The 24,215-nt window shown below is 66.7% G+C and carries 22 protein-coding genes; 14 read left to right on the top strand and 8 right to left on the bottom strand.

Annotated features, from left to right (window positions below; genetic code table 11):
- Positions 1–1,680, top strand: coding sequence for a tetratricopeptide repeat-containing glycosyltransferase family protein (locus Q0L30_RS10965; RefSeq protein ID WP_296654828.1), 1,680 nt, complete (start codon positions 1–3; stop codon positions 1,678–1,680).
- Positions 1,681–1,747: 67 nt separating this feature from the next.
- Here Q0L30_RS10965 and Q0L30_RS10960 read toward each other — a convergent pair whose 3' ends face one another.
- Complete coding sequence (locus Q0L30_RS10960) at positions 1,748–1,993, bottom strand: cysteine-rich CWC family protein (protein WP_296654827.1); 246 nt, start codon at positions 1,991–1,993, stop codon at positions 1,748–1,750.
- 279 nt (positions 1,994–2,272) lie between these two features.
- Here Q0L30_RS10960 and argB point away from each other — a divergent pair, with 279 nt between their 5' ends.
- The 8 genes from argB (at position 2,273) to Q0L30_RS10920 (ending at position 9,981) form a co-directional block, all read left to right on the top strand.
- Positions 2,273–3,172: an acetylglutamate kinase gene (gene argB / locus Q0L30_RS10955; RefSeq protein WP_296654825.1), complete on the top strand. Its 900-nt coding sequence runs from the start codon at positions 2,273–2,275 to the stop codon at positions 3,170–3,172.
- A 43-nt stretch (positions 3,173–3,215) separates the two neighbouring features.
- Positions 3,216–3,962, top strand: a complete 747-nt coding sequence (locus Q0L30_RS10950) for a pyrimidine 5'-nucleotidase (protein WP_296654824.1) — start codon at positions 3,216–3,218, stop codon at positions 3,960–3,962.
- Between the two features lie 51 nt (positions 3,963–4,013).
- Positions 4,014–4,718 carry a nucleoid occlusion factor SlmA gene (gene slmA / locus Q0L30_RS10945; RefSeq protein WP_296654822.1) on the top strand — a complete coding sequence of 235 codons (705 nt, stop codon included), beginning with the start codon at positions 4,014–4,016 and terminating at the stop codon, positions 4,716–4,718.
- Positions 4,719–4,880: 162 nt separating this feature from the next.
- A complete protein-coding gene (locus Q0L30_RS10940) occupies positions 4,881–5,462 on the top strand; it encodes an HdeD family acid-resistance protein (RefSeq protein ID WP_296654821.1) in 582 nt (193 codons plus the stop codon).
- A 261-nt stretch (positions 5,463–5,723) separates the two neighbouring features.
- The gene (locus tag Q0L30_RS10935) at positions 5,724–6,869 is read left to right on the top strand and encodes a homoserine O-acetyltransferase (RefSeq protein WP_296654819.1); all 1,146 of its coding nucleotides are present in this window, start codon (positions 5,724–5,726) and stop codon (positions 6,867–6,869) included.
- Entirely contained in the window at positions 6,866–7,474 is a 609-nt protein-coding gene (gene metW, locus Q0L30_RS10930) for a methionine biosynthesis protein MetW (protein ID WP_296654818.1), read from the top strand. Before Q0L30_RS10935 ends, metW begins: the two co-directional genes overlap by 4 nt.
- A gap of 69 nt (positions 7,475–7,543) precedes the next feature.
- Complete coding sequence (locus tag Q0L30_RS10925; RefSeq protein WP_296654816.1) at positions 7,544–8,950, top strand: AmpG family muropeptide MFS transporter; 1,407 nt, start codon at positions 7,544–7,546, stop codon at positions 8,948–8,950.
- On the top strand, positions 8,947–9,981 hold the full coding sequence (locus tag Q0L30_RS10920; RefSeq protein ID WP_296654815.1) for a M48 family metallopeptidase: 1,035 nt from the start codon (positions 8,947–8,949) through the stop codon (positions 9,979–9,981). Before Q0L30_RS10925 ends, Q0L30_RS10920 begins: the two co-directional genes overlap by 4 nt.
- Positions 9,982–10,043: 62 nt before the next feature.
- Here the strand turns inward: Q0L30_RS10920 and Q0L30_RS10915 are convergent, their stop codons facing one another.
- The 5 genes from Q0L30_RS10915 to gatC all read right to left on the bottom strand — a co-directional run bounded on the left by Q0L30_RS10915 (position 10,044) and on the right by gatC (position 15,309).
- Positions 10,044–10,829 (bottom strand): exodeoxyribonuclease III, encoded by a 786-nt coding sequence (locus Q0L30_RS10915; RefSeq protein ID WP_296654813.1) that lies wholly within the window; start codon positions 10,827–10,829, stop codon positions 10,044–10,046.
- 98 nt (positions 10,830–10,927) lie between these two features.
- Positions 10,928–11,764, bottom strand: a complete 837-nt coding sequence (locus Q0L30_RS10910) for a PPK2 family polyphosphate kinase (protein WP_296654812.1) — start codon at positions 11,762–11,764, stop codon at positions 10,928–10,930.
- Between the two features lie 112 nt (positions 11,765–11,876).
- A complete protein-coding gene (gene gatB, locus Q0L30_RS10905) occupies positions 11,877–13,355 on the bottom strand; it encodes an Asp-tRNA(Asn)/Glu-tRNA(Gln) amidotransferase subunit GatB (RefSeq protein WP_296654811.1) in 1,479 nt (492 codons plus the stop codon).
- A gap of 2 nt (positions 13,356–13,357) precedes the next feature.
- Positions 13,358–14,848 (bottom strand): Asp-tRNA(Asn)/Glu-tRNA(Gln) amidotransferase subunit GatA, encoded by a 1,491-nt coding sequence (gatA, locus tag Q0L30_RS10900; RefSeq protein WP_296654808.1) that lies wholly within the window; start codon positions 14,846–14,848, stop codon positions 13,358–13,360.
- Positions 14,849–15,009: 161 nt separating this feature from the next.
- Positions 15,010–15,309, bottom strand: coding sequence for an Asp-tRNA(Asn)/Glu-tRNA(Gln) amidotransferase subunit GatC (gatC, locus tag Q0L30_RS10895; protein WP_296654806.1), 300 nt, complete (start codon positions 15,307–15,309; stop codon positions 15,010–15,012).
- A gap of 554 nt (positions 15,310–15,863) precedes the next feature.
- Between gatC and Q0L30_RS10890 the strand changes: the two genes are divergently transcribed.
- The 5 genes from Q0L30_RS10890 to rodA all read left to right on the top strand — a co-directional run bounded on the left by Q0L30_RS10890 (position 15,864) and on the right by rodA (position 22,578).
- Entirely contained in the window at positions 15,864–16,907 is a 1,044-nt protein-coding gene (locus Q0L30_RS10890; RefSeq protein ID WP_124152902.1) for a rod shape-determining protein, read from the top strand.
- Positions 16,908–17,058: 151 nt separating this feature from the next.
- Positions 17,059–18,249, top strand: coding sequence for a rod shape-determining protein MreC (gene mreC, locus Q0L30_RS10885; protein ID WP_296654801.1), 1,191 nt, complete (start codon positions 17,059–17,061; stop codon positions 18,247–18,249).
- Complete coding sequence (gene mreD / locus Q0L30_RS10880; protein ID WP_296654799.1) at positions 18,249–18,761, top strand: rod shape-determining protein MreD; 513 nt, start codon at positions 18,249–18,251, stop codon at positions 18,759–18,761. Before mreC ends, mreD begins: the two co-directional genes overlap by 1 nt.
- A gap of 132 nt (positions 18,762–18,893) precedes the next feature.
- On the top strand, positions 18,894–21,401 hold the full coding sequence (gene mrdA, locus Q0L30_RS10875) for a penicillin-binding protein 2 (protein ID WP_296654797.1): 2,508 nt from the start codon (positions 18,894–18,896) through the stop codon (positions 21,399–21,401).
- 10 nt (positions 21,402–21,411) lie between these two features.
- Positions 21,412–22,578, top strand: a complete 1,167-nt coding sequence (rodA, locus tag Q0L30_RS10870) for a rod shape-determining protein RodA (RefSeq protein WP_296654796.1) — start codon at positions 21,412–21,414, stop codon at positions 22,576–22,578.
- A 67-nt stretch (positions 22,579–22,645) separates the two neighbouring features.
- On the opposite strand, the gene Q0L30_RS10865 is transcribed toward rodA, so the two are convergent.
- Together Q0L30_RS10865 and Q0L30_RS10860 are read right to left on the bottom strand one after the other, a co-directional pair.
- Positions 22,646–23,425 (bottom strand): tetratricopeptide repeat protein, encoded by a 780-nt coding sequence (locus tag Q0L30_RS10865; protein ID WP_296654794.1) that lies wholly within the window; start codon positions 23,423–23,425, stop codon positions 22,646–22,648.
- Entirely contained in the window at positions 23,422–24,204 is a 783-nt protein-coding gene (locus Q0L30_RS10860) for an aldolase/citrate lyase family protein (protein ID WP_296654792.1), read from the bottom strand. The genes Q0L30_RS10865 and Q0L30_RS10860 overlap by 4 nt, the downstream gene beginning before the upstream one ends.
- Positions 24,205–24,215: the final 11 nt, after the last annotated feature.

Here is a 24,215-nt window from a genome sequence, read left to right as displayed (position 1 = left end):
ATGCCCAACGACCCCCGCGGCCCATTTCAGTCCATACAGCCCGTCTTGCAGCCCGCCTTGCAGCCGATCTGGCAGATCTTCCTCGATTATCTCGACTGCGCTTCGCGCCCGGCATCGGACGCCAGCGCCCGCGCCCTGCTCGACCGGACTGCCGACACGCTGCGCGCGCTCGACGACGAAACCCTGCTTCAAGCCGTCAATACGGCGCGCGAGACCGGCAGGCTCGACGAAGTCATCCGCATCGCGTCCGCCGCCGCCCGGCTCGCCCCCGAGCGCGCCGGCCCGAGCTTCGCTACCGGGCTCGCGTTGCAGTTCGCCGATCGACATGCCGAAGCGGTGGATATTTACCGTCGCGCATTGGCCATCGACCCCGCATTTCCCAATCTTCGCAATAATCTCGCAGCAGCATTGATTCACGTCAATGGCAAAAGTGAGGAAATCGCCCGGCTTCTTGAAGATTGCATCGCCGATAATCCCGGCGACAGGCTCGCCTGGATCAACCTCGGGCGGCTACGGCCGGACGATACGGGCGTTGCGCGCGCAATCGACGCCAACCGGCGCGCGCTCGCAATCGCGCCAGACGATCCGCTCGCACTCAACAATTACGCACTGGCGCAAAAGGAAGCCCAGAACTGGGACGAGGCCGAGCGCGCGGCCCGCGCCGCCTGCCACTACGCGCCGGACGACCCCGTATCGCACTTCAACCTGTCCCTGATTGACCTCGCCCGCGGACGTTACGTCGAAGGCTGGCCCGGGCACGAGCGGCGCTGGCAAGGCGCCGCGGAAATGAAGCGCGGACGGCCGGTGTTCACGAAGCCGCAATGGCAGGGCGAGCCGATTGCGGGCCGCACGCTGCTGTTGTGGGGCGAGCAGGGCATGGGCGACCTGCTGCAGTTCTGCCGCTACGTGCCGCTTCTCGCCGAGCGCGTGCATCGCGAAGGCGGCCGCCTGCTCTGGAATTCGTTTCCGCAGATGGGCGCACTGCTCGAGCGCAGCCTCGGCGGCCACTGCGATGGCTACAGCGCGGGCGGCGGCATCGAAAGCCTGCCGCCGCACGACTGCGAAGTGTCGCTGATGAGCCTGCCATTTCACTTCGGCACGTGCGAAGACACGATCCCCGCCCCGCTGCGTTACCTCGCGTCCGACCCGGCGGCGGCGGCGCGCTGGCGCAAGCGGCTCGCCGACGAACGGCGCCTGAAAGTCGGCCTTGCGTGGACGGGCAGCACCGGACATCAGCGCAATCCGTACCGGCACATCGGGCTTGCGCGCCTGGCGGCGCACCTGGCCGGGCTGACCCACGACGTCGCGTTCTACTCGCTGCAGCCGGGCGCAGCCGACGATGTCGCCGCGGCGCACGCCGCGGGCTTCGATATCGCCGATTTCAGCGCCGAGTGGCAAACCTTCGACGACACCGCCGCGTTCGTCGATGCGCTCGATCTCGTGATTTCGGTGTGCACGTCGAGCGCCCACCTCGCCGGGGCGCTCGGCCAGCGCACGTGGGTGCTGCTCGACGTGAATCCGCACTGGATCTGGCAGCTCGAACGGCGCGACAGCCCGTGGTACGCGCACACGACGCTGTACCGGCAAAAGGCGTTCAGGCAGTGGGAGCCGGTGCTCGACGAAGTTGCCGCCGATCTCTGGGCGCTTGCACGGGCGCGGCCAGCCCGAGCGTTGACCTGAGCGCTAACTGGCGCGCTGACCTGATCGCGAGCCGGGCGCGTGCAGGACATGCAAGGCGTTGCGCCGGTCAAGTCGCGCGAGGGCCGCTGCCCACGCCGTCGCCCGGCGCGGCTGCGGAGGCCGCCGCCGCGTCGGCCAGGCATTCGGGACACAGGCAGCGTCCGCGCGGATCGAGCTGGTTCGCGGCAAGCGCAGGAAGCGTGCGGCACCAGCAATCGAAAGGTTCGGTGTTCCGGCCGCAGTCGAAGGCCCGACCGCAGCGCGGGCAGCGCGCGCATTTGAGACTGGCGGCGGAAGTGACTGGGGCGGTCATGGCGGCGCGCTCATCGTGAAGCCGGTGTCGGCAGTACGGAAATGATGCCACAGCGCCACGCCCGGATTCGAGCGGCGGCTCGAACACGCCTGCACGCGCTTTCGTAGTCCGTTTGGGCAGCCAGCGGTACAAGGCCGGAACGCCGTCCTGGCGCGTGTTACGGCGTTTTGCGCCGTGTTGCGCGCACGCCCGTGCACCGTCTCGAAAACGCTGTTGCAGCGCGCCAGTCCTGTACAATCCGGCCTGTTTCAACCGTCTTTTTGCTCACTTCCCGCCGCCATGTCCGAGCCTATCGACCTCTCGCAGATCGCGCCCACCCTGAAAGCCGAAATTCTGGCTGAAGCGCTGCCCTACATCCGCCAGTATCACGGCAAGACCGTCGTGATCAAATACGGCGGCAACGCCATGACCGAAGAACGTCTGAAGCAGGGCTTCGCCCGCGACGTGATCCTGCTGAAGCTCGTGGGCATCAATCCGGTCATCGTGCACGGCGGCGGCCCGCAGATCGACCAGGCGCTCAAGAAGATCGGCAAGCAAGGCACCTTCATCCAGGGCATGCGCGTCACGGACGAGGAAACGATGGAAGTCGTCGAGTGGGTGCTCGGCGGCGAGGTGCAGCAGGACATCGTCACGCTCATCAACCATTTCGGCGGCCACGCCGTGGGCCTGACCGGCAAGGACGGCGGCCTGATCCGCGCGCGCAAGCTGATGATGCCGGACCGCGACCAGCCCGGCCAGTACGTCGATATCGGCCAGGTGGGCGAAGTCGAGTCGATCAATCCGGCGGTCGTGCGGGCGCTCCAGGACGACGCGTTCATTCCGGTCATCTCGCCGATCGGTTTCGGCGAAGACGGCTACTCGTACAACATCAACGCCGATCTCGTGGCGGGCAAGCTCGCAGTCGTGCTCAACGCCGAAAAGCTCGTGATGATGACCAATATCCCGGGCGTGATGGACAAGGCGGGCAATCTGCTCACGGACTTGTCGGCGCGCGAGATCGATGCGCTGTTCGAGGACGGCACGATCTCGGGCGGCATGCTGCCGAAGATCGCGTCGGCGCTCGACGCGGCCAAGAGCGGCGTGCGCTCCGTGCACATCATCGACGGACGGATCGAGCATTCGGTGCTGCTCGAAATCCTGACCGAGCAGCCGTTCGGCACGATGATCCGCTCGCATTGAAGTTTGCGGCGGCGCGCGTTCGCGCCGCTCCCTGAGGGCCTCCATGACCATCGCACGAGCGCGCCAACACCGGCCGCAGCGCGCCGCGCGCACGCCGGTCTGGCTCTTCGACCTCGACAACACGCTGCACGGCGCGTCGCACGCGATCTTCCCGGCCATCAACCAGGCGATGACGCAATACATCGTCGATGCGCTCGGCGTGAGCCACGACGTCGCGAACCATCTGCGCACGAGCTACACGCACCGCTACGGCGCGGCGCTGCTCGGCCTCACGCGCCACCATCCCGTCGATCCGCACGACTTCCTCAAGGTCGTCCACACCTTCCCCGACCTGCGCGCGATGCTCGTCGCCGAACGCGGACTCGCACGCATCCTCGCCGCGCTGCCGGGCCGCAAGATCGTGCTGACCAACGCGCCCGAAGCCTATGCGCGCGCGGTGCTCGCGGAACTCGGCATCGCGCGGCTCTTCGAGCGCGTGGTCGCCATCGAGCACATGCGCACGCGCCGCGGCTGGCGCGCGAAGCCCGACCGGGCCATGTTGCGCGCGACGCTGCGCCGCGCCGGGGCATCGCTTGCCGATGCCATCCTGATCGAGGACACGCGCGGCCATCTGAAGCGCTACCGGCAGCTCGGCATCCAGACGGTCTGGATCACCGGCCACCTGCCCGAGCGCGCGCCGGCGATGCGCGCGGGCCGCAGCGGCAGACCGCACTATGTCGATCATCGCGTTCGTTCGTTAAAATCGCTACACGCCGGCCTGCAGTCGGGACGACTGCGGCAGACGGGGTGAGGACGTGACCGCTGGAAAAGGACTTCGGCGGCAAGATCAGGGGCGACATTCATGCAGCCGACAGACACGCGTGACGCAGTCGTAACATCAGCGCCCTCGGGCGTAGTGCACCGCACCGGCCGCCCGAAGCCGGGCGAGCGCCGTATTCACATTTTGCAGACGCTCGCGTCGATGCTCGAAACGCCGCGCGGCGAGAAGATCACGACGGCGGCGCTGGCCGCGCGGCTCGGCGTTTCCGAGGCCGCGCTCTACCGCCATTTCGCGAGCAAGGCCCAGATGTACGAGGGGCTCATCGATTTCATCGAACAGACACTGTTCGCGCTCATCAACCAGATCGTCGCGAAGGAGCCGAGCGGCGTGCTGCAGGCGCGCGCCATCGCGCTCATGCTCATCAACTTCGCCACCAAGAACGCCGGGATGACGCGCGTGCTGACCTGCGAAGCGCTCGTGGGCGAGCACGAGCGGCTGGCCGAGCGCGTGAACCAGATGCTCGACCGGATCGAGGCGTCGCTGCGCCAGTGCCTGCGCGTGGGCGTCGCCGAAGGCAGCGAGAGCGGCGAGGACAGGGGCGACGGCAGCGGCGAGAGCACGCACAACCCCGGCGCAACGGCCCTACCGAAGGGGTACGATCCGGCTATGCGCGCCAACCTGCTCGTGCGCTACGTGATCGGCTGCTGGCATCGCTACGCGCAAAGCGGCTTCACGCGCTCGCCGGTCGAGCACGCCGACGAGCAGATTCGCGTGATCCTGCAGTAACGCGCTCGCGCTGGCACGACGGAACGACTGCACGCGTGCGTACTGGCGCGTTGGCGCGACGGCGCGACGGCGCGCGGTCGGCCGGCGGCACGGCTGGGGCCGTGTACTCGTCAGGCTGCGGCGCGCATCGGCACTGTGCTCCACAACAAGGAGAACAAACGCATGAACCACTCGTTGCCCAGCGCTCCGCTCCCGCTCCTTTCCGGTCTGTCCGCCCACTGGGGCTGGCTCCTCGCCCGCGGCATCTCGGCCATCCTTTTCGGCGTGATCGCGCTTGCCTGGCCGAAGTGGACCGTCCTCGCGCTCGCGCTCGTCTGGGGCGCCTACGCCATCGTCGACGGCGCCTTCGCGCTGATCTACGGTGCGCGCGGCGGCGGAACACGACGCTGGAGTTATATCTTCGTGGGCCTGATCGGCGTGATCGCCGGTTTCGTCGCGTTCTTCTGGCCCAAGGAAACGGCCATCATCCTCGTCATGATCATCGGCTTCTGGGCGCTCGCCATCGGCGTCTTCGAGATCATCTACGCCTTCCAGTATCGCCGCGCCATCGCGCATCCCTGGGCGGTCGGGCTCTCGGGGCTGCTCTCGGCCGTCGTCGGCTTCTTCATCGTGATGTTCCCCGGCGCGGGCGCGCTTTCGCTGATCTGGCTGATCGCCGCCTATGCGTTCGTCTACGGCTTCCTGATGATCGTCGCCGCGCTCCAGCTGCGGCGCTGGCGCAATATGCATCCCGCGATGGCGTAATGCGTACCGCCCACCGTGCGCTCCATTCGCCGCCCCGGTTGATTCACCGCATTGCCGGGGCGCAATTTCCGCTATACTCTGCGCTTGTCTTCTGACATCCACGCGCCGATTTGCTGACTCGATTGCGGGCGCGCGAACCCGAAAGCCACGGCTGCCGGGTTCATTACAAATGCGGCTAAAGAGGTCGTCAGCCGAGCCAACCCACCGCATTTCGCGCCCGCCGACACCGTCTAGCCGCCCCGAAAAACCAAGGCGGAACGAATGGAATCGATCGGCATCGTCGCTCCACACACACTGCATTTCAACGAACCTCTGCGCCTGCAGAACGGCACGTCGCTCGCCGGGTACGACCTCGTCGTCGAAACCTACGGCACGCTCAACGCCGCACGCAGCAACGCCGTGCTCGTCTGTCACGCGCTCAATGCGTCGCATCACGTCGCGGGCGTCTACGAGGGCGACCCGAAAAACGTCGGCTGGTGGGACAACATGGTCGGCCCCGGCAAGCCGCTCGACACCAACCGCTTCTTCGTGATCGGTGTAAACAACCTCGGCTCGTGCTTCGGCTCGACCGGCCCGATGAGCGTCGATCCGGCCACCGGCCAGCCCTACGGCGCGAAGTTTCCGGTCGTCACCGTCGAGGACTGGGTGGACGCCCAGGCGCGCGTGGCCGACCGCTTCGGCATCGACAAATTCGCCGCCGTGATGGGCGGCAGCCTCGGCGGCATGCAGGCGCTCGCCTGGAGCACGCGCTATCCGGAGCGGGTCGGCCACTGCATCGTGATCGCGTCGACGCCCAAGCTCTCCGCACAGAACATCGCGTTCAACGAAGTGGCGCGCTCGTCGATTCTCTCGGACCCCGAGTTTCACGGCGGCGACTACTACGCGCACGGCGTGAAGCCGAAACGCGGCCTGCGCGTGGCGCGCATGATCGGCCACATCACCTATCTCTCCGACGACGACATGGCCGAAAAATTCGGCCGCGCGCTGCGCCGCGCGGAAGGCGCCGTCGACGAATACAACTTCAACTTCGACGTCGAATTCGAGGTGGAGTCGTATCTGCGCTACCAGGGCGACAAGTTCGCCGACTACTTCGACGCGAACACGTACCTGCTCATCACGCGCGCGCTCGATTACTTCGATCCGGCCAAGGCGTTCGACGGCGATCTCACCCGCGCGCTCGCGCACACGAAGGCGAAGTACCTCGTGGCGAGCTTCACGACCGACTGGCGCTTCGCGCCCGCGCGCTCGCGCGAGCTTGTGAAGGCGCTGCTCGACCACAAGCGCCAGGTGACCTACGCGGAAATCGACGCGCCGCACGGCCACGACGCATTCCTTCTCGACGACGCGCGCTATCACAACGTCGTGCGCGCTTACTACGAACGTATTGCCAGCGAGGTGGGCGCATGAACCCGAGCGCTTTCGACAGTCTTTCCGCCCGTCCCGACTTCCGCACCATCGCACGCTGGATCGAGCCACGCTCGACGGTGCTCGATCTCGGCTGCGGCGACGGCTCGCTGCTCGCGCTGCTCGGCGAAGAGCTGGAATGCACGGGCTACGGCATCGAGATCAACGATGCGGGCGTGCTCGCCTCGGTGGCGAACGGCATCAACGTGATCCAGCAGAACCTGGAAGACGGCCTGCGCCTCTTCGAGGACGCGAGTTTCGACTTCGCGATCCTCTCGCAGACGCTGCAGACCATCCACCAGACGGCCGCGATCCTGCGCGAGACCGCGCGCGTGGGCAAGGAATGCATCGTCTCGTTCCCGAACTTCGGCTACTGGCCGCACCGGCTGTCGGTGCTGCGCGGACGCATGCCGGTTTCGAAGTCGCTGCCCTACCAGTGGCACAACACGCCGAACGTGCGCGTGCTCACCGTAAAGGATTTCGAAGCGCTCGCACCCGAAGTGGGTGTCGAAATTCTTGACCGCGCCGTACTGCACGGCGGTCAGACCGTTCGATGGGGCGTGAACTGGCGTGGTAGTCTTGCGGTCTATCGCGTAAGGAAAAAATAACGTCGCCGGCAGCGCGGCGTGTTTTTTCGACCCAGACCCACAAAAACCGCCGCCGCCGCTGACGACGACATGCCGAATCCAGCCCACGAGGCCCCCGCCCGCAACATTCACGTAGACGCGCACGAAGAACATCCTGGCTGGCGGGCGTATCTGAACACGCACATGCTGATCTGCGTGTTTCTCGGCTTCACCTCCGGGCTGCCGCTTTTCACGCTTGTCTATCTCGTGCAGGCGTGGCTGCGCTCCGAGGGCGTCAACCTCAAGGAAATCGGCCTCTTCGCGCTGATCCAGTTCCCTTACACCTGGAAGTTCGTCTGGGCGCCGCTGATGGACCGCTACGTGCCGCGCCTGCCGGGCTGGCGTCCGGGCCGCCGGCGCGGCTGGATGCTCGTCACGCAGATTCTCGTGGCGCTCGCCATCGCGGCACTCGGCTTCGTCTCGCCGAAGAACGCGATCTGGACCGTGGCCGCGCTCACTGCGCTCGTCGCGTTCTTCGGCGCAAGCCAGGACATCGCCATCGACGCCTACCGGCGCGAGCTGCTGACCGACACGCAGCAGGGCCTCGGCAACGCAGTGCACGTGAACGCGTACAAGATCGCCGCGCTCGTGCCCGGCTCGCTCGCGCTGATCCTCTCCGATCACCTGCCGTGGCAGACCGTGTTCATCGTCACGGCCGCATTCATGATTCCCGGCATGATCATGGCGCTTGTGGTGAGCGAGCCCGAGGCGCACGGCGTGCCGCCGAAGAACCTGCGCGCGGCGATCGTGCAGCCGTTCGCGGAATTCGTGCGCCGCGACGGCTGGAAAGGCGCGCTCTTCGTGCTCGCGTTCATCTTCCTCTACAAGCTCGGCGACACGATGGCCACCACGCTCTCGACGTCGTTCTTCCTCGATATCGGCTACTCGCGCACGGAAATCGGCGTGATCGCCAAGATGACGGCGTTCGGCGCGAGCCTCGCGGGCGGCATCGTCGGCGGCGTGGCGCTCGTGAAGATCGGCATCGGGCGCGGCCTGTGGATCTTCGGTTTCCTGCAGATGGTCTCGACGCTCGGCTTCGCGTGGCTCGCGCAACTCGGGCCCGGCTCGCCGTCGCTCGCGGCGATCTACGACGCTGTCGTCGCCACGAGCCATGCCGTGTCGCAGGTCACGAGCGCATTGGGCTGGAACCTGCAGCTCTCGCTCGATCCGCGCGCCGTGGCGCTCGCGCTCGTCTACGGCTTCGAGACGTTCGCGACCGGTCTCACGCTCGCCGCGTTCACCGCCTATATCGCGAGCACCACCGATCCGCGCTACACGGCCACCCAGTTCGCGCTCTTCACGAGTCTCGCCGCCGTGCCGCGCACACTCGCGTCCGCAGCGAGCGGTTATCTGGTCGCAAAGATCGGCTGGTTCGACTACTTCATCCTCTGCACGGCACTCGCTGTACCGGGTATGCTCCTGCTGGTCCGTATCGCCCCGTGGAGAATCAGGTCGTGACCCCGCAGCACATTGCCGTGCCCGCAACGCATCCGGCACCTCGCCGCCCGCGCCGGCACGGCGCACTGGCACTCGCGGCGGCGCTGCTGGCGGCGTTTATGGCATCGCACGTGGGCGGCGCGCAGGCCGCAAGCGCTGTCGCTGTAACCGGGCCCGCCGCATCCACGGTGCAAAGCGCTTCCGATCTGGCCGCCCGGGCGCCGGCGCCGGGCATGAGCACGGGCCGTCAGGTGCGCTTCGGCAATAGCGCCGTGTACCGCAACCTGATCCCCTCGCCGATGCTGGAGGCGCAGGCCGCCGCCGAATATGCCGAGATCGTGCGCGGCGCGGCCCACTCCGACCGGCTCTATCCCGACAGCGACCCGCACGTGGAGCGCGTGCGCTTCTTCGTGAACCGCCTTGCGCCCTTCGCGCAGAAGTGGGGCGACCGCGTGAAGAACTGGAAATGGGAGGTGGCGGTGATCCGGTCGCCGGATATCCGCATGTACTGCCTGCCGGGCGGCAAGATCGTCGTGTATGGCGGCCTGCTCGACCGCGTGAAGCTCAACGACAACGAATTCGGCATGCTGCTCGGCCACGAGATCGCGCATGCGGTGCGCGAGCACGTGCGCGAGCGCCTCGGCGAACAGCAGGCGGCGCAGGTCGAGTCCGGCAGCGTGCCGCAGCTCTTCGGGCTCGCCGATCTGGGCGTGTTTCCGCTCGGCATCGGCTCGCAGCTCGTCGAAATGCACTACGGCCACGCCGACGAAACCGAAGCCGACGTGATCGGCAGCGACATAGCGTCGCGTGCGGGCTTCGATCCGCGCGCCGCGGTCACGCTCTGGGACAAGCTCGCCGCAGCGACGAAGAACGACCGCGATCAGGGCTTCATCTACGTGCATCCGTTCACGAGCGCGCGCCGCGCCGACATCGTCAAGCGCCTGCCCGACATGATGCCGCTCTATGCGAAGGCGATTGGCGTATCGGTCGATGCGCTGCCCGACTACGCGGGCATTGCCGTGCCGCAACGGCGCAAGATCGCAGCGCCCTGACGCGGGCGCCGCTCCGCGTCACCCAATATCACCCAACGTCACCCGATGTCACGCAACGGGGGTCAGCGCCCGACCTTGTAGTTGTAGTCGTAGTCGATGGTGAGCGGCGCGTGGTCGCTGAACTTGATGTCCCTGAAAATCGACGTGCGCTTCGCGGTCGCCGCGATGCCGGGCGTGGCGATCTCGTAGTCGATGCGCCACCCCACGTTCTTCGCGTACGCCTGGCCGCGGTTGCTCCACCAGGTGTACTGCTCGGGCCGCGAATCGAGCGTGCGGAACACGTCGACGTAGCCGACATCGTCGAAGAGCTTCGTGAGCCACGCGCGCTCCTCCGGCAGGCAGCCCGAGTTCTTCTGGTTGCCCTTCCAGTTCTTGATGTCGATTTCCTTGTGGACGATGTTCACGTCGCCGCACACGATCACTTCGCGCTCGCGCGCGAGTTCGGTGAGATGCGGCATGAACGCGTCCATGAAGCGGTATTTCGCGGCCTGGCGCTCATCGCCGCTCGAACCCGAGGGCACATACACCGACACGATCGACAGCTTGCCGAAGCGCGCCTCGACGTAGCGTCCTTCGGGATCGAACTCGTCGCTGCCGAAGCCGATGATCACCTCGTCGGGTTCATGGCGCGTATAGAGGCCCGCGCCGCTGTAGCCCTTCTTCACCGCATGCTGGAAATAGCCGGTGAAATCGTGCGGCGCGAGAAATTCGGGCGTCATGTCGTCCTGCGAGCATTTGATTTCCTGCACGCACAGCACGTCGGCCTTCTGTTCTCCGAACCACTCGAAGAAGCCCTTCTTCGCCGCCGAACGAATGCCGTTGAGGTTCGCGGTGATCACACGCAACATGTCTTGTTTCCTTGTGGTTTGCGCCCGCCGCCTTGCACCGCTTCATGCCGCTTCATGCCGCTGCGCGAGGCGTGTTAATCCTGGTTGAGCCAGTCGGGCTAGTCGACCTTGACGCCCTTCAGTTCTTCCTTGGCGGGCGGGAATTCGAGTTTGAGACCTTCGAGCAGGCGCAGCAGCAGCTCGGCCACCATCACGTTGCGATGCGACTTCGAATTCGCCGGAATCACGTACCACGGCGCGTACTCCGTGGAAGTGGCCGCGAGCGCGTCGCGATAGGCCGCCTGATAGGCGTCCCAGCGCTTGCGCGCTTCGAGGTCGGAGAGGTCGAACTTCCAGTGCTTGGTCGGGTCGTCGATGCGCGCCTGAATGCGCGCCTTCTGCTCGTCTTTGGAGATGTGCAGCAGGCACTTGATGATGGTCGTGCCGGTTTCCGTGAGCATCGCCTCGAATTCGCGGATCTGGCGGTAGCGGCGCTCCCACTCGGTCGCGTCGATCTGGCCCGTCACGCGCGGCACGAGCACGTCTTCGTAGTGGCTGCGGTTGAAGATGGTCAGTTCGCCCGCCGCGGGCGCTTGCCGGTGCACGCGCCAGAGAAAATCGTGCGACGCCTCGATGGCGCTCGGCGCGCGAAACGGCACGATGCGCAGGCCGAGCGGATCGACCTCGTGAAAGACGCCGCGGATCGTGCCGTCCTTGCCGCTCGTATCCATGCCCTGCAGCACGACCAGCACGCGCTCGTACCGTTGTGCGTGCAAGCGCTCCTGCTGCACGTCGATGCGCTCGCTGACAACGGACAGGCGGTCGCGGTCGCCTTCCTTGCTTCCCGTGCTGAACGGCTTGGCCGACGGATCGAGCGCGTCGAGAGAGAATTTCGCCGCCCGCTTGTCGCCGAAGTACGGCACGCGGTAGTCATCGAGACTCGGGCGCTTCGTCATGCGGGGTTCTCCTCTTGTTCCAAAGCACGTACCTCGGTGGCGCCTCAAACGGCAGGGCGGCGTCGCGCGGCTTGCGCGACGCCGCCCTGCGGTGGCAATTGCCGGGAAGCGCTCAGGATAGCTTTTTCTTCAGCAGCTCGTTCACCTGCTGCGGATTCGCCTTACCCTTCGTGGCCTTCATCGCCTGGCCGATCAGCGCGTTGAACGCCTTCTCCTTGCCCGCGCGGAATTCCTCCACCGACCTCTGGTTCGCGGCGAGCACCTCGTCGATGATCGCTTCGAGCGCGCCGGTGTCCGAAATCTGCTTGAGGCCCTTCGCTTCGATGATGCGATCGGCAGCGTCGGCGCCCTCGGCCTTCTCGTCCCACATCGCGAGGAACACTTCCTTCGCGATCTTGTTCGAGATCGTGCCGTCGGCGATGCGTTGCAGCAACAGCCCGAGCTGCGCCGCCGAGACCGGCGAAGCGTCGATATCGAGGCCTTCGCGGTTCAACTGCGACGAAACTTCACCCATCAGCCAGTTCGCGGCAACCTTCGCCTGGGCGGCGCCCGTCGTCGCGACCACGGCCTCGAAGTACACAGCCATCGACTTGGCCGCCGTGAGCACGCCCGCATCGTACGGCGTCACGCCGTACTGCTCGACAAAGCGCGTCTGCATCGTCGCGGGCAGTTCGGGCATCGCGCCCTTCACGCGCTCGATCCACGCTGCATCGATCACGAGCGGCATCAGATCGGGATCGGGGAAGTAGCGGTAATCGTGCGCGTCTTCCTTGCTGCGCATCGAGCGCGTCTCGCGCTTGTCCGGGTCGTAGAGGCGCGTTTCCTGCACGACGGTGCCGCCGTCCTCGATCAGCTCGATCTGGCGGCGCACTTCGTACTGGATCGCTTCTTCGAGGAAGCGGAACGAGTTCAGGTTCTTGATTTCGGCCCGCGTGCCGAATTCCTGCTGGCCGACCGGACGCACGGAGACGTTCGCGTCGCAGCGGAACGAGCCTTCCTGCATGTTGCCGTCGCAGATGCCAAGCCACATGACGAGGCTATGCAGCGACTTCGCGTAGGCCACGGCTTCGGCGGCGCTGCGCATTTCCGGCTCGGTGACGATTTCGAGCAGCGGCGTGCCCGCGCGGTTCAAATCGATGCCCGTCATGCCCGCGAAGTCTTCGTGCAGCGACTTGCCCGCGTCCTCTTCGAGGTGGGCGCGCGTGAGATTGACGGTCTTCTCGTAGGCTTCCTTGCCGGTCTTCTCGTTGGCCGGCACCTGGATCGTGATCTGCCCGCCCTGCACGACCGGGATCTCGTACTGGCTGATCTGATAGCCCTTCGGCAGGTCCGGATAGAAGTAGTTCTTGCGCGCGAAGATGCTGCGCGGCGCAACCGTTGCGCCGATCGCGAGACCGAAGCGGATCGCGCGCTCGACGGCGCCGCGGTTCATCACCGGCAGCACGCCCGGCAGCGCGAGATCGACGGGGCAGGCCTGCGTGTTGGCATCGGCGCCGAACTGCGTCGAAGCACCCGAGAAAATCTTCGACGCCGTCGACAACTGCGCGTGCGTCTCAAGACCGATAACGACTTCCCATTGTGTTGCTGCCATGTTCACACCCCTGCCGGAGCCTTGCTATGCCAGTCGGTCGCGCGCTGGAAGGCGTCGGCGACCTGCAGCATGCGGGCCTCGTTGAAATAGTTGCCGACGATCTGCAGACCGACCGGACGCTGCGCATTCGCTCCCGCGCCGAACCCGCACGGCACGCTCATGCCGGGCAGGCCCGCGAGGCTCGTGGAGAGCGTGTAGATATCCGCAAGGTACATCTGCAGCGGATCGTCGCCCTTCGCGCCGAGGTCCCACGCCACGCTCGGTGCGACCGGGCCCATGATGACGTCGCACTGCCTGAACGCTTCCTGGAAGTCCTGCGCGATGATGCGGCGGATCTTCTGCGCCTGCAGGTAGTACGCGTCGTAGTAGCCGTGCGAGAGCACGTAGGTGCCGACCAGAATGCGGCGCTTCACTTCCGGGCCGAAGCCCTCCGCGCGCGACTTCTTGTACATGTCCAGCAGATCGCGGTAGTCGGCCGCGCGATGGCCGTAGCGCACGCCGTCGAAGCGCGAGAGGTTCGACGAGGCTTCGGCGGGGGCGATGACGTAGTAGACGGGGATCGACAGTTCGGTCTTCGGCAGCGACACCTCGACGAGCGTGGCGCCGAGCGATTCGTAGACCTTGAGTGCGGCGTCGATGGCCGCGCGGACGTCTTCGGCGAGACCCGCGCCGAAGTATTCCTTCGGCAGACCGATGCGCAGGCCCGCGAGCGGCTTGTCGGCGGATGCGTCGGCGCTCCAGCCCGCGCCGAGATGGCGCGTGTAGTCCTCGTCGTCGCGCTGCAGGCTCGTCGAGTCGCGCTCGTCGAAGCCCGCCATCGCGTTGAGCAGCAGGCCGCAGTCGGCGGCGCTGTGCGCGAACGGGCCGCCCTGGTCGAGCGACGAGGCGAACGCGATCATGCCGTAGCGCGATACGCGGCCGTAGGTCGGCTTGATGCCCGTGACGCCCGAGAACGACGCGGGCTGACGGATCGAGCCGCCCGTGTCCGTGCCGGTCGCGGCGGGCGCGAGGCGCGCGGCGACGGCCGCGGCCGAGCCGCCCGACGAGCCGCCCGGCACCGCCCGCTCGTCCCACGGGTTCTTCACGGCGCCGAAGTGCGAGTTCTCGTTGGACGAGCCCATCGCGAATTCGTCCATGTTGGTCTTGCCGACGCACACCATGCCCGCACGTTCGAGCCGCGCGACGACGGTGGCGTCGAACGGGCTCACGTAGTTTTCGAGCATTTTCGAGCCGGCCGTCGAGCGCCAGCCGCGCGTGACGAACACGTCCTTGTGCGCGAGCGGCAGGCCGAGCAGCGCACCGGTTTCGCCGGCGGCGAGGCGCGCGTCGGCGGCCTTTGCCTGGGCGAGCGTCAGCTCCGGATTGACGTCGACGAACGCGTTCAGCGCCTTATACCGGTCGATTCGCGCCAGATAATGCTGCGCCAGCTCGACTGCCGAGTATTCCCTGGCAGCCAGCGCGGCGCGCAGTTCGGTCAAGCTTTTTTCATGCATTGCGAGGTTCCTGGAAGAACGTGGCGGCGGCGCCGTTTGCTGTGTGCCGCGTGCGCCGTCATCGGGGCTGCGTGCCCAGCCGGCAGGCCGCGCCCCGTGAGATCGGGGAGCCGTCGCGGCAGTTTCATGCGCCCGCGACGGGAAAACCGCGTGCCCGAGGCTTATTCGATCACGCGCGGCACGAGGTACAGGCCGTCCTGCACCGCGGGCGCCGGGCGCTGAAACGCGTCGCGGTCGACGGCTTCGGTCACGGCGTCCTCGCGCAGGCGCAGCGCGACGTCCTCGATCTGCTCGATCGGGTGCGCGAGCGGCGCGATGCCGGTCGTGTCGACGGCCTGCATCTGCTCGACGAGGCCGAAGAAGTTGTTCAGGCGTTCGAGCGTATTGCCGGCTTCGGCGTCGGCCAGTTCGAGACGCGCGAGATGCGCGATTCGCTTCACATCGTTGAGGGTCAGGGCCATGCGGTCACCGGAAAAAATGGGCTGTAGCTCCAGCCGTTGCGCCAGGTTCGAAAAAACAGTGCTGCAACAGCGATTTATCGCGCCGGATCCGGCTCTGGAGGAAAGCTTCGACGTCGTCAAAAACTCCCTTTCGGATCCTGCAAAACACGCAAAATTATAAGGTATCATTACGCGTTCGACCCAAACCCGGATAGCCTTGCATCTGCCTTTCGTCGCCGGTCACAGCACTTCGGCAGCGCTTGTGCAACACTTCGCGGCCAAAGTACCGGCGAAGCGCTGACATACATGCGCACGCAAACAGGTGCGCAAATGGCGCGCGAAAGGTGCGCGGCAGGCACGCAAAGGCACGTAAAGGCACGAAGGGGCTACGGGGCATGCAAGGGGCAGGCTCGCGGCAGACTCAAAACGCCACCAGTTTGCCCCCGGTAATCATTCCCGCAGTTTCAGGTTCCTCGCGGCGCGCTTCGCGCCCGGCCTGGGGCTGTTATTTTTTCCGCTGCCGTCCTTGACCCGCCCGTCTGGAAGGTCGGCCACAAGCGAGACAGGATTTTTGAATGTTCGGTTTTCTGCGTAGCTATTTCTCAAACGACCTCGCGATCGACCTCGGCACCGCCAACACGCTGATCTACATGCGGGGCAAAGGCATCGTCCTCGACGAGCCGTCCGTCGTGTCGATCCGCCAGGAAGGCGGCCCGAACGGAAAGAAGACCATCCAGGCCGTCGGCAAGGAAGCCAAGCAGATGCTCGGCAAGGTGCCGGGCAACATCGAGGCGATCCGCCCGATGAAGGACGGCGTGATCGCCGACTTCACCGTCACCGAGCAGATGATCAAGCAGTTCATCAAGTCGGCTCACGAATCGCGCATGTTCTCGCCGTCGCCGCGCATCATCATCTGCGTGCCGTGCGGCTCGACCCAGGTCGAGCGCCGCGCGATCAAGGAAGCCGCGCATGGCGCGGGCGCCTCGCAGGTCTATCTCATCGAAGAGCCGATGGCCGCCGCAATCGGCGCGGGCCTGCCGGTTTCGGAAGCCACGGGCTCGATGGTCGTCGACATCGGCGGCGGCACGACCGAAGTCGGCGTGATCTCGCTCGGCGGCATCGTCTACAAGGGCTCGGTGCGCGTGGGCGGCGACAAGTTCGACGAGGCCATCGTCAACTACATCCGCCGCAACTACGGCATGCTGATCGGCGAGCAAACCGCCGAAGCCATCAAAAAGGAAATCGGTTCCGCCTTCCCCGGCTCCGAAGTCAAGGAAATGGAAGTGAAGGGCCGCAATCTTTCGGAAGGCATCCCGCGCAGCTTCACGATCTCCAGCAACGAAATCCTCGAAGCGCTGACCGATCCGCTGAACCAGATCGTCTCGTCCGTGAAAATCGCGCTTGAGCAGACGCCGCCGGAACTCGGCGCCGACATCGCCGAGCGCGGCATGATGCTCACGGGCGGCGGCGCGCTGCTGCGCGATCTCGACCGCCTGCTCGCGGAAGAAACCGGCCTGCCCGTGCTCGTCGCCGAAGACCCGCTCACCTGCGTCGTGCGCGGGTCGGGTATGGCGCTCGAGCGCATGGACAAGCTCGGCAGCATCTTCTCGTACGAGTAAGCACACGTATCCCATGCGAGCGGCGCGGCACATCCCGCACATCCTGGAGAGGCAGCCGGTTCGCTGCCTGGTTGCCGCCGCGTCGCCCGCTAACAGGCGCCCCTCGTAGCGCCACCGTTTCATCCATCTGCACACGCCCCCGGCGCCGACCATGGAATACAGTCCGCCGCCTCTGTTCAAGCAAGGCCCTTCGGCACTTGCGCGGCTCATCCTCTTTGTCGCGCTGTCGCTGGCCCTGCTTGTCTCCGACGCCCGCTTCAAGACGCTCGAAGTCGTGCGCGGCGTGCTCGGGGCAGGCCTCTACCCGTTGCAACGCGCGGCGCTCGTGCCGCGCGATCTCATCATGGGCGCCGCTGACCTCGCGGTCACAGGCGCCACGCTGCGCACCGAGAACGCGCAACTCCACGCGCGCAATCTCCAGCTTTCGCAGCAAGCCAATATCGCCACCGCGCTCAGCGCCGAAAACGCCCACCTGCGCGCGGTGCTGCAGTTGTCGCAGCGCATCGGCGCGCAGTCGACCCCCGCCGAAATCCAGTACGACACGCGCGACCCGTTCACGCAGAAGGTCGTGATCGGGCGCGGCTCGCAGCAGGACATCCAGACCGGCTCGCCCGTGGTGAGCGAGGACGGCGTGGTCGGCCAGGTCACGCGCGTGTTCGCGATGCAGTCCGAAGTCACGCTGCTCACAGACAAGGACCAGGCCGTCCCGGTCGAAATCGTGCGCACAGGCCTGCGCAGCGTGATTTACGGTACCGCGCAGGGCGCGCTGCTCGACCTGCGTTTCGTGCCGATCAGCGCCGACGTGCAGGTCGGCGACGAACTCGTGACGAGCGGCCTCGACGGCGTATATCCGCAAGGACTGCCGGTCGCGAAGGTGCTGCGCGTGGACCGCCAGGCCGACACCGCGTTCGCGCGCGTGGTCTGCGTGCCGATCGCCACCGTGCGCGGCGCGCGCCAGGTGCTCGTGCTGCACTATGTTTCGCAGGAGCCGCCGCGTCCCGCCGAGACCGAACCCGTCGACCCGAAGGACGCGAAAAAGAAGGCCGAAGCGAGGAAAGCCGCCGACAGGAAGGCAGCAGAGAAGGCAGCGGACGGCAAGGCGCAGCCCGCCGCCGCGGTAACGGCCGCGCCGACCCCGGCAGCAACCCAGGCAACCCAGACCGTCACAGCCGCCGCCACGGCAGCCGTCACAACCGCCGCCGCAAAACAGAAGCCTGCCGAGGCCGCGCCCCGATCCGCGGCGAAGCCCGAGCACGCCGCAGCAGCCACGCCGGCGGCCAAACCAGCGGCCCGTTCCGCCCAGCACAGCGTGGCGCCCGCCGCCGCGCCGGAGCATCCGTGATGCCGCGTCCGCAATACATCCTGCAGCCGGTCAACCCGTACTTCATCGCGTTCAGCCTCGCCGCCGCGTTCCTGTTGAACCTGCTGCCGTGGGGCAAACTGCCGGGCGTGCCCGACTTCGTCGCGCTCGTGCTGCTGTTCTGGAACATCCACCAGCCGCGCAAGGTCGGCATGGGCCTCGCGTTCTGCCTCGGCCTCATGATGGACGTGCATAACGCCAGCCTGCTCGGCGAGCACGCGCTTGCGTACACGCTGCTGTCTTACGGCGCGATCACGATTCACCGCCGCGTCCTGTGGATGTCGCTCGGCGTGCAGCTTTTCGCCGTGATGCCGATGCTGGTCGGCACGCAGGTCGTGCCGTTCGTGATCCGCCTCTTGATGGGCGCATCGTTTCCCGGCTGGGATTACCTCTTGAGCGGTTTCGTCGCCGCCGTGCTGTGGCCCGTTGCGAGCATCGTGCTCCTCTTGCCGCAGCGCCGCCCCGTCGATCCCGACGACACGCGGCCCATCTGAGCGGCACATGCCGCCGTGGCCGACGCAGCCGACGTAGCAAAGACAGCAGCAGGAAGACAGCAGGAAAACGCGCGTGACACCCACTGACACTCCCCGGACCGTTTCACCGCGCACGCGGGCCGGACGCATCGCATGACCGAATTCAAGGACACCCAGAGACAGATTCTGAAGTTCCGCCTGCGCGTCGCGGCGGCGGGACTGTTCGTGTTCGTCTGCTTCGGGCTGATCGCCACCCGCTTCCTCTGGCTACAGGTCTGGAACCACAGCAAGTATTCGCTGCAGGCCGACGAGAACCGCATCTCCGTCGCGCCGATCGTGCCGAACCGCGGCATCATCACCGACCGCAACGGCGTCGTGCTCGCCAGGAACTACTCGGCCTACACGCTCGAAATCACGCCCTCGAAGCTGACCGACACGCTCGACAACACGATCGACCAGCTCTCGACGGTGATCCCGATCGACCAGCGCGACCGCCGCCGCTTCAAGAAGCTGCTCGAAGACTCGAAGAACTTCGAGAGCCTGCCGATCCGCACCCGCCTCACCGACGACGAAGTCGCGCGCTTCACCGCGCAGCGCTTCCGTTTCCCCGGCGTGGAAGTGCGCGCGCGCCTGTTCCGCCAGTACCCGCTCGGCCAGACGGCCGCGCACGTGATCGGCTATATCGGCCGCATCTCGCAGCGCGACCAGGAGCGCATCGACGACGCCAGCGACCAGAACAACAGCGATCCGGAGCACTACGATCCGCGCCGCGACGCGAACAACTACAACGGCACCGACTACATCGGCAAGATCGGCGTCGAGCAGAGCTACGAAACCGAACTGCACGGCCTGACCGGTTTCGAGGAAGTCGAAGTCACGGCGGGCGGGCGCCCCGTGCGCACGCTCTCGCGCACCCAGTCGACGCCGGGCAACAACCTGCGGCTGTCGATCGACATCGGCCTGCAGCAGATCGCCGAGCAGTCGTTCGCGGGCCGGCGCGGCGCGCTCGTCGCGATCGAGCCGGCGACCGGCGACATCCTCGCGTTCGTTTCCGCGCCGAGCTTCGATCCGAACGCGTTTGTCGACGGCATCGACCAGCAGACCTGGGACGAGCTCAACAACTCGCCCGATCACCCGCTGCTCAACCGGCCGCTGCACGGCACCTATCCGCCCGGCTCGACCTACAAGCCGTTCATGGCGCTCGCCGCGCTCACGCTGCACAAGCGCACGCCGGAATGGGGCTTCCAGGATCCGGGCTTCTACATGTTCGGCGGCCACCGCTTCAACAACGACGTGCGATCCGGCCAGGGCTGGATCGACATGAACCGCGCGATCATGGTGTCGAACGACACCTACTTCTTCATGCTCGCGCACGATCTCGGCGTGGACAACATCGCCAACTTCATGAAGCCGCTCGGCTTTGGCCAGATCACCGGCATCGACATCGCGGGCGAGGCGCGCGGCATCCTGCCGTCGACCGAGTGGAAGCGCAAGGCCTACCGCAAGCCCGAGCAGCAGCGCTGGTACGAGGGCGAGACGGTCAGCCTCGGCATCGGCCAGGGCTACAACTCGTTCACGATCCTGCAGATCGCGCACGCGACCGCGACGCTCGCCGACAACGGCATCGTCATGAAGCCGCACCTCGTGAAGGAAATCGAGAATCCGATCACGCGCGAAGTGCACCTCACGGTGCCGCACGAAAGCGGGCGTCTGAACGTGTCGCAAGCAGACATCGACGTCGTGAAGCGCGGCATGGAAGGCGTGACGATGAACCCGTCGGGCACCGCGTACCAGATCTTCGCGAACGCGCCGTACACGTCGGCGGGCAAGACCGGCACGGCGCAGGTGTTCTCACTGCAGGGCGCGAAATATCAGGCGCATGCCCTCGCCGAGCATCTGCGCGACCACGCGCTCTTCATCGCATTCGCGCCGGCCGACAAGCCGAAGATCGCGGTTGCGCTGATCGTCGAGAACGGCGGCTGGGGCGCGCAGGCCGCAGGTCCGATCGCGCGCCGCGTGCTCGATTACTACCTCCTCGACCGCCAGAAACCGGGCGTCCTGCAAGCCGCCGTGGCCGCAGCGGCGTCCGCCGCGCAGGATGCGTCCGAGCCCGTGATCGGCGCGCCGCAGGAAACCTCCGATACCCATACGGTGAAAGTCGCCGCCGGGTTCAAGCCGCTGCCGATTCCCGGCGCGGCTTCGGCGGCGGCGGCGGCGGCTGCGTCGGCCGCCGCTGCAGCAGCGGCGGCAGCGCCCGCCAGCGCTGCTTCAGGCGCCGCTTTGGGGGCCGCTTCCAGTTCGATCGCGGCTTCAGCGCCCGCTGCGCGCACAAAGGGCATCGCGAAAGCCACCGGTGCGAGCGCCGCTGCCGCGACGAATCCGCGTCTGGCCGCCGCGCCGGGCGCAGGCGCCGCGCGCCGCGCCAAGGTTTCGCCCGACGCACCCGACACCGCCGATGCCGTCGACGGCGGCACGTCGGCAACCGCCGATGCAGCCAATGCCGCCGCCAGCCATGCGGACGCCGCATCCGCGCCGCGCCGGGGCGAGCCGCACCGCCGCCCGCCGCGCCCCGCGAGCGCGCCGGACACGGCCGCCCTCGCGCCCTCGCGCAACGACGGCCAGCCGGCGCAGCCATCGCCCGCCTCCGGCATCGACGAGTAAGGAATCCGCCATGCCCATATTCCAGTTCGACAAGATCGACAAGCGCGCGGTGTTCGACACGATCCGCAAGATGTTCATCGGCTTCGACCGGCCGCTGGCGCTCACCGTGTTCCTGCTGCTGTGCGTGGGCATCGTGACGCTGTACAGCGCGAGCCTCGACGTGCCGGGCCGCGTCGAGGACCAGCTGCGCAACATCATGCTGACCTTCGTCGTGATGTGGGTGCTCGCGAACGTGCCGCCCACGACGCTGATGCGCTTCGCCGTGCCCATGTACACATTCGGCATCGCGCTATTGATAGCGGTGGCGATGTTCGGCCTCACGCGCAAGGGCGCAAAGCGCTGGATCAACGTGGGCGTCGTGATCCAGCCGTCGGAAATCCTCAAGATCGCCACACCGCTCATGCTCGCCTGGTATTACCAGCGCCGCGAAGGCGTGACGCGCTGGTACGACTTTCTCGTCGGCTTCATCATCCTGCTCGTGCCGGTCGGCCTGATCGCCAAGCAGCCCGACCTCGGCACCGCCGTGCTCGTGTTCGCGGCAGGCTTCTTCGTGATCTACTTCGCGGGGCTGTCGTTCAAGCTGATCGTGCCGGTGCTGATCGCGTGCGTGATCGCCGTCGCATCGATTGCCGTCTTCCAGGACAAGATCTGCCAGCCGCAGGTGAACTGGCCGCTCCTGCACGACTATCAGAAGCACCGCGTCTGCACGCTGCTCGACCCGACATCCGATCCGCTCGGCAAGGGCTTCCACACGATTCAGGCCGTGATCGCGATCGGCTCCGGCGGGCCGCTCGGCAAGGGCTGGCTGAAGGGCACGCAGTCGCACCTCGAGTTCATCCCCGAAAAGCACACCGACTTCATTTTCGCGGTGTTCTCCGAGGAATTCGGCATGGCGGGCGGTCTCGTGCTGCTCACGCTCTATATGTGCCTGATTGCGCGCGGGCTCTATATCGCCGCGAATGGCGCCACGCTGTTCGGGCGATTATTGGCCGGATCGCTGACGATGGCCTTCTTCACCTACGCATTCGTGAACATCGGGATGGTGAGCGGCATCCTGCCCGTGGTGGGCGTGCCGCTGCCGTTCATGAGCTATGGCGGAACCGCGCTCACGACGCTCGGCATCGCAATCGGACTGATCATGAGCGTCGGCCGCCAGAAGCGGCTCATGCAGAGCTAGCCTGCGCGCCGGGCGGCGGCGGCCCGCCGTGCTTTGACTCTTTGACTGTGCCTTGCCGGTGTTTTGACTACTGCAGCGTCGCGCCAGGCGCCGACTTCATCAACTGCGAACTCAGCTGCCGGTACTTGAGGAGCGCTACCCGGTCGCCCTGCGCCGCCGCGGCGGCGTAGTACGCGCGCGCGACGTTGAGGTTTTTTGGCACGCCGTCGCCGCCGTGCTCGTAGAACGAGCCGGTCACGTATTGCGCCGTCATGTCGCCGCCTTCGGCCGCCTTCTTGTACCAGTAGAACGCCTGCTTGTTGTTGCGCGTTGTGCCGCGTCCGTCGAGGTACTGGTTCGCCAGCGCAAGCTCGGCCTGCACGTGGCCCTGTTTCGCCGCCTTCAGGAACCACGGGTGTGCCTGAGCCGGATCGCGCTCGACGAAGTCGCCGTCGTCGTACATCTTCCCGTAGACGTACTGCGCATGCGACATGTTCGCGTCGGCGGCCTTGCGCAGCCACCGGCGGCCCTCGCCGATATCCGTCGCGCCGCCTTCGCCGTTCAGCAGCATCATCGCGTAGTCGAATTCCGCGAGACGGTTGCCGCGCTCGGCCGCCGCGCGAAACTCGGTCAGCGCGGCGCTCAGGTTGCCTGCGTTGTAGTCGGCGACGGCATTGGCCGTCTGCGGATCCGACTGCGCACCCGCGCCCGTCGCATCGGCCGCGCCGATGGCGGGTCCGACTGCCGTTCCGGCTGCAAAGCACGCCGCCGCAAAGGTCGCGGCAAAAAGCCCGGCTGCCGCGCGCACCGCCGTCCTCGCAGTCGCCCTCGCAGTCGCCCCCACAGTCGCCCCTGTATTGCGCCTCATGATCTCGCCTCCTGGAGCGCCTGCCGCGTCGCGCGCACGAGCCAGATCACATCGGCGGCGAGCGCAATGAAGCTGAAGCCCATGTCGCGGTACTGCTTCGCCTGCGCCGCATCCATCGCGAAGATGCCCGTCGCCACGCCCGCGCCCCGCGCCGCGGCGACGATGCGCAGCATCGCTGCGTTGACGTCGGGATGCTTCGAATCGCCCAGATGGCCCAGGCTCGCGGCAAGATCGGCGGGGCCGACGAACAGGCAATCGACGCCCGGCGTCGCCGCGATCTTCTCCACCTCGCCCAGCGCCTGCGCCGATTCGATCTGCACGATGCAAGCAATCTGCGCATTCGCGCCGTGCAGGTAATCGCGCCGCATGCCGTACGCGGCGGCGCGCACGACGCCCGCCACGCCGCGCTGGCCATCGGGCGTGCGCTCGTCCGGGTACTGCGTGAGGCTCACGGCATGCGCGGCTTCTTCCGCCGTGCCGATGTTGGGAAACATCACCGTGCGCGCGCCCGCGTCGAGCACGCGTTTGACGAGCCACGGCTCGCTGGTCGGCAGGCGCACGACCGGCTCGGTCGGCAGATGGGCGGCGGCGATTGCACGCAGCTGGGCGACCGTATCCGCGCTGTCGTTGGGCGCGTGCTCCATGTCGATCAGCAGCCAGTCGAATCCGGCATGGGCGAGCGCCTCGGCGGCCGTTTCGCTGCCCATCGACAGCCACAGGCCGTAGAGCGGCTCCGCCTCTCTCAAACGTTCTTTCAGGGGATTGGTGAAGGTGCTCATCGCCGTGCTCC

Source organism: Paraburkholderia sp., from assembly GCF_024281035.1.
Lineage (GTDB): Bacteria > Pseudomonadota > Gammaproteobacteria > Burkholderiales > Burkholderiaceae > Paraburkholderia.
This window is presented reverse-complemented; position numbering and strand designations above follow the sequence as displayed.

Coding starts and splice junctions, on each gene's coding strand:
- Q0L30_RS10925 (WP_296654816.1), top strand. CDS start 7,544: ATGCCGAATCCAGCCCACGAGGCCCCCGCCCGCAACATTCACGTAGAC.
- Q0L30_RS10960 (WP_296654827.1), bottom strand. CDS start 1,993: ATGACCGCCCCAGTCACTTCCGCCGCCAGTCTCAAATGCGCGCGCTGC.
- Q0L30_RS10865 (WP_296654794.1), bottom strand. CDS start 23,425: ATGAGGCGCAATACAGGGGCGACTGTGGGGGCGACTGCGAGGGCGACT.
- Q0L30_RS10915 (WP_296654813.1), bottom strand. CDS start 10,829: ATGTTGCGTGTGATCACCGCGAACCTCAACGGCATTCGTTCGGCGGCG.
- Q0L30_RS10965 (WP_296654828.1), top strand. CDS start 1: ATGCCCAACGACCCCCGCGGCCCATTTCAGTCCATACAGCCCGTCTTG.
- gatC (WP_296654806.1), bottom strand. CDS start 15,309: ATGGCCCTGACCCTCAACGATGTGAAGCGAATCGCGCATCTCGCGCGT.
- mreD (WP_296654799.1), top strand. CDS start 18,249: ATGCCGCGTCCGCAATACATCCTGCAGCCGGTCAACCCGTACTTCATC.
- Q0L30_RS10940 (WP_296654821.1), top strand. CDS start 4,881: ATGAACCACTCGTTGCCCAGCGCTCCGCTCCCGCTCCTTTCCGGTCTG.
- gatB (WP_296654811.1), bottom strand. CDS start 13,355: ATGGCAGCAACACAATGGGAAGTCGTTATCGGTCTTGAGACGCACGCG.
- slmA (WP_296654822.1), top strand. CDS start 4,014: ATGCAGCCGACAGACACGCGTGACGCAGTCGTAACATCAGCGCCCTCG.
- Q0L30_RS10910 (WP_296654812.1), bottom strand. CDS start 11,764: ATGACGAAGCGCCCGAGTCTCGATGACTACCGCGTGCCGTACTTCGGC.
- Q0L30_RS10950 (WP_296654824.1), top strand. CDS start 3,216: ATGACCATCGCACGAGCGCGCCAACACCGGCCGCAGCGCGCCGCGCGC.
- rodA (WP_296654796.1), top strand. CDS start 21,412: ATGCCCATATTCCAGTTCGACAAGATCGACAAGCGCGCGGTGTTCGAC.
- gatA (WP_296654808.1), bottom strand. CDS start 14,848: ATGCATGAAAAAAGCTTGACCGAACTGCGCGCCGCGCTGGCTGCCAGG.
- Q0L30_RS10935 (WP_296654819.1), top strand. CDS start 5,724: ATGGAATCGATCGGCATCGTCGCTCCACACACACTGCATTTCAACGAA.
- Q0L30_RS10860 (WP_296654792.1), bottom strand. CDS start 24,204: ATGAGCACCTTCACCAATCCCCTGAAAGAACGTTTGAGAGAGGCGGAG.
- metW (WP_296654818.1), top strand. CDS start 6,866: ATGAACCCGAGCGCTTTCGACAGTCTTTCCGCCCGTCCCGACTTCCGC.
- mrdA (WP_296654797.1), top strand. CDS start 18,894: ATGACCGAATTCAAGGACACCCAGAGACAGATTCTGAAGTTCCGCCTG.
- mreC (WP_296654801.1), top strand. CDS start 17,059: ATGGAATACAGTCCGCCGCCTCTGTTCAAGCAAGGCCCTTCGGCACTT.
- argB (WP_296654825.1), top strand. CDS start 2,273: ATGTCCGAGCCTATCGACCTCTCGCAGATCGCGCCCACCCTGAAAGCC.
- Q0L30_RS10890 (WP_124152902.1), top strand. CDS start 15,864: ATGTTCGGTTTTCTGCGTAGCTATTTCTCAAACGACCTCGCGATCGAC.